The following is a 6,879-nucleotide window of genomic DNA, read 5'->3' on the forward strand; positions in this document are numbered from 1 at the left end:
CCCGTCTCCCACCCGGCAAACAGACTGGGCGTGGATACAGCTGGCAAGCGGCTCGGCCAGAGAGGCTTCCTCGTCTGAAACATGTTCAGGTATTATGTTAAGCCCAACCGGAAGGCTTTCAGGGGGAAGTGCCATATATTCGGCCAAGCCCCCGTCATAGTTAAAACCGATTATTTTTACCTTCCGGCACAGGTTCTCCCTGCCCTGCAAGCAGAGAGGGCAAACCCCGCAGGCAATACCGGGGTAAACCTGTACCCGGCAACCTGCCTCAAAATCAGGGTGTCCAGAGCAGACTACCTCGGCGGCTATTTCATGCCCCAGTATCCGGGGGTACTCAAGGTCACGATGCCCCCGCCGAAACATCTTTACGTCTGTCCCGCAGATTGCGCAGCAAAGTACCTTTAGCAGTACCCCGCCTTTCGGGCAGTATGGAGTAACCACCTCTGCAAGCCTTAGTTCACCCGGTTTTTCCAATAAGACTGCTTTCATATTTCACCCCGCCCAATAAAAAAATCCCCAAACCACCAAGGTTTGAGGATTCAAACAAAAAATAAAACCCCAAACCTTTCGGCTCAGGGATTTACCATTTCCCACGGCCATTTTCCGCGAAACTCTATGCCGGCAGATATTCTGGCTTACGGCTCAACCTACTCACCGGGCCTTCCCGTTTCATTCTAATAAAACAGTGGCAAATTCCAGTTTTCGTCCCCGTATACAGCGGCGGGACCGCACCTGATTTTAACAGGCTTCCCTTTTAAGCTTTTGTTACAAAGCACCGGCAGACCTTATTCAATTAGACTTGATTTTAATTAGTTATTACTGTTTTGTCAATCCCCTGTTTAAAACAATATTATCCCCTAAAACCAATGACACGGATGTAAGTTGGCCAAAGAGCCGAAGGGGTGGTAGAATAAATCTGCTTATCCGCCTGTGAACCCGGCGGATTGACAATGTACTATATGTTGCAAGTATAATATCAGGAACTAGGTCTTTTAAATATAGGCGTAAATATTTTAAAAAAGAGACATATATGGCCAAAACAAAAAAGCCTGTAGAAAAACTGGAACCAGCCGAGGAAACCAAAAAGGACGGTAAGGTAGTTTCTACCAAGCGCACCAAGGGCAGTGAGTTTTTTTGGACACAAAGCCGCTGTACCGGGTGTAACCGTTGTGCCAGCGTCTGCCCGGTAGATGCTATCAAACTGGAGCGGGATAAAATGCCCACCAAGCGGGTTGGCACTTCTCCCTGCACCCGTGCCTGCCCTGCCGGACTGGATATCCCCCGCTACGTGCGTTTCGTAGCTGATGGCAATGCTCCAGCCGCTACCGCCGTTATGAGAGAAAAAATACCCTTCCCTTCAGTGTGCGGCTATGTTTGTTTCCACCCCTGTGAACTGGAGTGCCAACGCCAGAAGTTTGATGAGCCCATTGCTATTCGGGCACTCAAGAGATATGCCGCTGAAAATGATGACGGCAGTTGGAAAAACAACCTCAAAATTGCCCCGCCCACCGGCAAAAAAGTGGCTATTATCGGTTCAGGCCCGGCCGGCCTTACCTCTGCCTACTTCCTGACCCTGCTGGGGCATGAGGCTACTATATTTGAATCCATGGAATATGCCGGCGGCAAGATGTTTTACAGCATACCGGAACATCAGCTGCCCAAAGAGATACTCAACAAAGAAATTAAGACTATCACCGACTTGGGTGTGACCATTCATACCTCCTGCCAGGTACAATCCGTACAGACCCTGTTTAAACAGGGCTACGACTCGGTTTTGCTCTCCACCGGGGTACTTGGCGTAGACGAAGGGCTGTTGCTTCCCTGTGATGAAACTGCCAAATCAGACCTGATTAAGGGCAATGATTTCCTGAAGGGCATAAAATCAACCACTAAAGAAACCCTTGGCGACAAGGTAATCGTAATAGGCGGCGGCAGTGAAGCCTACAATAGTGCCTTTGCCGCTAAAAATCTGGGTGTCTCCGAGGTGAATCTGGTTTGCAGCCGCCATACCGGCAGCAAGGAAGCTTCTCCCGAAGAAGTTGACCGCGCTATAGATGCGGGCGTAACTGTTCAACCTTCGCTGGATTTTGTAAAGCTGGTAAAGCTAAATGACAAGATTGAGGGAGTTGAACTGTTCCGTATCCGTTCTTACGGATATGACAAAGAAAATAAACTCCATTATGAAATAATAAACGATACCCGCCGTTTGATATCTGCAGATACCATTATCACCACTGTAGCCCAAAATGATAAACCCGGTTCGGATTATCTGTCTGTGGTTCAGCCCGGCGTATTTGCCGCCGGTGACGGCATCAGCGGTGCCCGTTCGGTTATTGAGGCTATGGCCGCCGGACGTTCGGTAGCCGGTCTGATTGACAAATATTTAGGGGGCGAAGGCAATCTGGATGAAACTCTGGCTCCGCCTGAAAAAACCATCAAACCACTTGGTGAACCCAAGGGTCAAAACCGCTCTCAGGTAGAGCTTAATCTGGTTAAACAGGCCGGCGGTGACAAGGTGGAAATTGAAAAAACCCTGTCTCCCAATGCTGCCAAAAAAGAGGCTCAGAGATGCCTTAGGTGTGATATTGTCCATCAGGTACATGACTATAGTCTGGATACCTCCAGTTGCACTTACTGCGGACGGTGTGTAGATGCCTGTTACTGGGATGCTATTACCAACGGTTACGGTTATGAGGCTGCCGCCAAGAAACGCAAGGCAGAGGCAGCCGCTCTGGAAGAAAAGAATAGTGTATACAACTACGCTATCCGTATTCTGCCCATTGCCATAGGCCTGATGATACTGGCCGCTGCCATTGCCAAACTTTCTACTTAAAGAGTTAATGCTATTATTTGCAGACTGCCGGCTTCAAACCCGGCAGTTTTTTTATGCCCGAATTTTCCTGCAGAGACTTGATAACACCTGAAAAATAAATCATAATTCCAGATGAAGAAAGGCAGACAAGATGAAACAGCTAAACGATGATGAAATCTACCGTATTGCCCAAAAACGGGTAAAGGAAAAGAAGGATTTTTACAATCACCTTTCGGTATATGTAGTAATAAACGCCATGATTATCGGCATCTGGGCATTTACCGGCAGCTCGTACCCTTGGTTTATCTTCCCTCTGGGGGGCTGGGGTATAGGACTGATTTTCCACTTCCTGAGCGTTTTCGGCTTTATGCGTGATGAAAGTGACTGGGAAAGCAAGGAAATCCAGAAAGAGATTGGGCGTTTAAAGAAAAACCTTTAAACGCCGGTTATCTCATCTTCGTCAATTTCAGCCGGCAACTGGGTCAGGGCAGTAACCGCCGCAATAGCGGCAATCCGCCGGGTATCGTCAAATATCTCGGACAGCTTCTCTTCCAGAGGCTGTTCTTCACTCATAATGCGTTTCATTTCATCCAACAGGGTAGTTTCCTTCTCAATGAAATGAGTATGCAGATTGCCGGCTACAAAGTTAGGGTTAACCATAACCGCCTTATGGAAAGGAATATTGGTCTTTACCCCTACTATGATGTATTCGTACAGGGCACGCCGCATGCGGGCTATGGCTTCTTCGCGGGTGCGTCCCCAAACAATCAGCTTGGATATCATGGGGTCATACAGATAGGGTATGTTATAGCGGGTATGAACACCGCTATCCACCCGGACTCCGATACCGCCGGGTGAACGATAGCCTTTGAGCTTGGCAGCCGAGGGAGCAAACTCGTTCAAGGGATCTTCGGCATTGATACGGCACTCTATAGCCCAGCCCCGCATCTCAACTTCTTCCTGTTTGAATGAAAGCTCACTGCCGGAAGCTACCATTATCTGTTCTTTGACTATATCTATGCCTGTTACCATTTCGGTAACAGGGTGTTCTACCTGTACACGGGTATTGGCCTCAAGGAAATAGAACTGCCCGTTTGAAAAAATAAATTCAATAGTGCCGGCACCTTCATAGTTAACCCATTTACCGGCCTTTACCGCCACTTCGCCCATCTTCTTGCGAAGCTCAGGGGTAATAACGGGGGAAGGGGATTCTTCGATGAGTTTCTGATAACGCCGCTGGATAGAACATTCCCGCTCACCCAGATAAACTATGTTGCCCTGTGAATCACCCATTATCTGTATTTCTATATGGCGAGGATTGGATATGTATTTTTCAATATACACTTCGGCCAGACCAAAGGTGTTGCCGGCCACTTTCTGAGAAGACTCTATAGCATCTTTAAGTTCATCCGGGCCATTAGCCACCCGCATGCCGATACCACCGCCGCCGCCGCTGGGTTTTATAATAACCGGATAACCGATAGCCGCTGCCGCCTCGGTGGCCTGTTCAATACCTGAAACACAGCCCTCCGTACCGGGCAGTACCGGCACACCCGCCTTTTTCATCTCACGCCTGGCGGCAATCTTGTTGCCCATCAGTTCTATAACCCGGCTGCTTGGACCTACAAATTTAATTCCGGCTTTTTCCAGAGCCAGAGCAAAACCGGGATTTTCAGATAAAAAGCCGTATCCGGGATGAACCCCGTCTACGCCTGATTTTTTGGCCACAGCCACTATCTTTTTAATATTCAGGTAGCTCTCGGACAGCTGGGAAGGGCCGATATGATAAGCTTCATCAGCATATTTTACAAACAGAGCACCTTTATCGGCATCGGAATAAACCGCCACTGTTTTAATACCCAGCTCACGGCAGGCACGCATGACCCGTATAGCTATTTCACCCCGGTTGGCAACCAGTATCTTGTTAAGCATCTGGCTCTATCACCATGATAACGTCTTTGCTGCCCACTACTTCGCCTTCATAGGCATATATTTCCACAACCACCCCGTTTACAGTGGCACAGACATCATTTTCCATTTTCATAGCCTCAATGGTGGCTACCACTTCACCCTCGGTTACCTTATCCCCTTCCTTCACCTTTAGCGAAAGGAGCATACCCTGCATGGGGGAGACAATAGCTCCTGGATGAGAGGCAGTAGGTTTGAGCGCTTTAGGGGCTTCCCCAGCAACTCCAGCCTTGGCAGAAACCTTGACTGTAAAGACCTCTCCATCCACCTCAACACTGTATTCAGCCGAACCACTAAAGGCAGGTACAGGCTTCGCTTCAGTCTTGACCGGTTTGGCTGCCTCAGGTGTAGACGGCAGAAGGCACTCTTCCTTGCACTCACCCTTGAGGAACTTGGCGGCTACCTCCGGATACATGGCATAAGTCAAAAGGTCTTCTTCGGTTTTGAGTATACCCAGCTTTTCGCCTTCGGCTTTCATCTTGGGCAGTTCTGGTTCCAGCAAAGCCCCCGGCCTGACGCTGATGGGTTTTTCATCCCCTATAATAGCCTTGCGGATATCTTCGTTTACTTTACCGGGTATCTTGCCGTAATATCCCATGAGATAGTTTTTGGTCTCTTTGGTCACCTGTTTATAGCGTTCGCCGCTCAGCACATTTAAAATAGCCTGAGTACCCACAATCTGGCTTGACGGGGTAACTAATGGGGGATAACCCAAATCAGCCCTGACTCTGGGCACTTCAGCCAGTACCTCTGACAGTTTGTCAAAGGCATTTTGCTGGCGAAGCTGGCTGACCAGGTTTGATATCATGCCGCCGGGTATCTGGTGAAGGAGCACGCTGATACTCGGCTGGGTGGCTTCGCAGGTATAAAGGCAACGATAAGAGGCACTTATTTTGTTAAATTCCTCACCTATTTCACTCATAAGTTCCAGATCAAGCCCGGTATCCAGTTTCGTACCCTTAAAAGCGGCCACAAAACTTTCGGTGGTGGGCTGGGAAGTACCCCAGGCAAAAGCGGAGAAGGCGGTATCTATTATATCCACCCCGGCCTCAGCCGCTGCATAATAAGCTAAGGGTGCCATTCCGCTGGTACAATGTGAATGCAGGTCTACCGGCAGTTTGACCTTGGCTTTTATGGACTTGACCAGCTGGGCGGCGGCGGTGGGAGTAATAAGCCCGGCCATGTCTTTAATACATATGGAATCACAACCCATCTTTTCCAGCTCCACTGCCATTTCGGCCAGCTTCTCCACGGTGTGAATGGGGCTGGTGGTATAGCAGATAGTCCCCTGAACATGGGCTTTAAGCTCTTTAGCAGTCTGAATGGAAACTTCCATATTGCGGATATCATTCAGCGCATCAAAAACCCGGAAAATATCTATCCCGTTTTTAACTGACAAACGGACAAATTCACGTACCACGTCGTCTGCATAATGGCGGTATCCCACCAGATTCTGCCCTCTGAGAAGCATCTGGAGAGGGGTGTTGGGAGCTTTTTGGCGTATCAGGCGGAGGCGTTCCCACGGGTCTTCGTTCAGAAAGCGGATACAGGAGTCAAAAGTAGCACCGCCCCAGACCTCCAGCGAGTGAAAGCCGGCCTTATCCAGCCGGGCGGCAATATCAATCATGTCACGGGTACGCATTCGGGTAGCTATCAGTGACTGGTGCGCATCCCGCAGAGTGGTATCTGTAATCTTTATACCCATATTATTAACCCTACCGTCTATATTAATAATTCCGGTTGCTGCTCAGAAAGGATAAAAGAAAATACTGAGGCAAAAAGATAGAAAGTGAAGTTTATTCTATCTTAGCCTCCTTGCACTGTCAAGAAACGGCAAGTATTAGCCGTTCACCCCGAAACCCTGAAAATCTGTGTCTTTATAGCTGAAAAAGGCACATTTCACTTCGGCAAATTTCTGGCATATAATGTTAACCCTCCAAAGGTGCTAACCGCCCGCGTGCGGGTATCACTATTTTTATTTATATCCGGAGGAAACTATGAGCCGTTTTGCCGTTTTGTTAGCCGAGGGTTTTGAAGAAATAGAATTCTGCACTATTACGGATATTCTCCGACGCGCAGACCTTGAGGTCAAGATAGTA

General features: G+C 48.7%; 5 protein-coding genes, 1 pseudogene and 1 riboswitch. Of the genes and pseudogenes, 3 read left to right on the forward strand and 3 right to left on the reverse strand.

What is annotated here, in order from left to right; all coding sequences use genetic code 11:
• A partial coding sequence (locus tag WC259_RS07095; protein WP_372643876.1) for an alcohol dehydrogenase catalytic domain-containing protein occupies positions 1–489 on the reverse strand: 489 nt, incomplete at its 3' end.
• Positions 490–602: 113 nt separating this feature from the next.
• Positions 603–795: riboswitch (cobalamin riboswitch) on the reverse strand.
• Positions 796–1,030: 235 nt separating this feature from the next.
• Here WC259_RS07095 and WC259_RS07100 point away from each other — a divergent pair.
• Positions 1,031–2,833 carry a 4Fe-4S binding protein gene (locus WC259_RS07100; RefSeq protein ID WP_012984079.1) on the forward strand — a complete coding sequence of 601 codons (1,803 nt, stop codon included), beginning with the start codon at positions 1,031–1,033 and terminating at the stop codon, positions 2,831–2,833.
• Positions 2,834–2,963: 130 nt separating this feature from the next.
• Positions 2,964–3,251, forward strand: coding sequence for a 2TM domain-containing protein (locus WC259_RS07105; RefSeq protein WP_011308755.1), 288 nt, complete (start codon positions 2,964–2,966; stop codon positions 3,249–3,251).
• Here the strand turns inward: WC259_RS07105 and WC259_RS07110 are convergent.
• On the reverse strand, positions 3,248–4,744 hold the full coding sequence (locus tag WC259_RS07110) for an acetyl-CoA carboxylase biotin carboxylase subunit (protein ID WP_011308754.1): 1,497 nt from the start codon (positions 4,742–4,744) through the stop codon (positions 3,248–3,250). The two genes, WC259_RS07105 and WC259_RS07110, sit on opposite strands and share 4 nt — an antisense overlap.
• Entirely contained in the window at positions 4,737–6,485 is a 1,749-nt protein-coding gene (gene oadA, locus WC259_RS07115) for a sodium-extruding oxaloacetate decarboxylase subunit alpha (RefSeq protein WP_011308753.1), read from the reverse strand. Before oadA ends, WC259_RS07110 begins: the two co-directional genes overlap by 8 nt.
• 292 nt (positions 6,486–6,777) lie before the next feature.
• Here oadA and WC259_RS07120 point away from each other — a divergent pair.
• Positions 6,778–6,879: pseudogene (locus WC259_RS07120) on the forward strand (DJ-1 family protein); the annotation flags it as partial.

Origin of the sequence: Dehalococcoides sp., from assembly GCF_041654235.1 — a bacterium.
Taxonomy (GTDB): Bacteria; Chloroflexota; Dehalococcoidia; order Dehalococcoidales; family Dehalococcoidaceae; genus Dehalococcoides; species Dehalococcoides mccartyi_B.

Bases quoted from the DNA above. Each gene is read 5' to 3' on its own strand.
- WC259_RS07100 (WP_012984079.1), top strand. From the start codon at position 1,031: ATGGCCAAAACAAAAAAGCCTGTAGAAAAACTGGAACCAGCCGAGGAA.
- WC259_RS07105 (WP_011308755.1), top strand. From the start codon at position 2,964: ATGAAACAGCTAAACGATGATGAAATCTACCGTATTGCCCAAAAACGG.
- WC259_RS07110 (WP_011308754.1), bottom strand. From the start codon at position 4,744: ATGCTTAACAAGATACTGGTTGCCAACCGGGGTGAAATAGCTATACGG.
- oadA (WP_011308753.1), bottom strand. From the start codon at position 6,485: ATGGGTATAAAGATTACAGATACCACTCTGCGGGATGCGCACCAGTCA.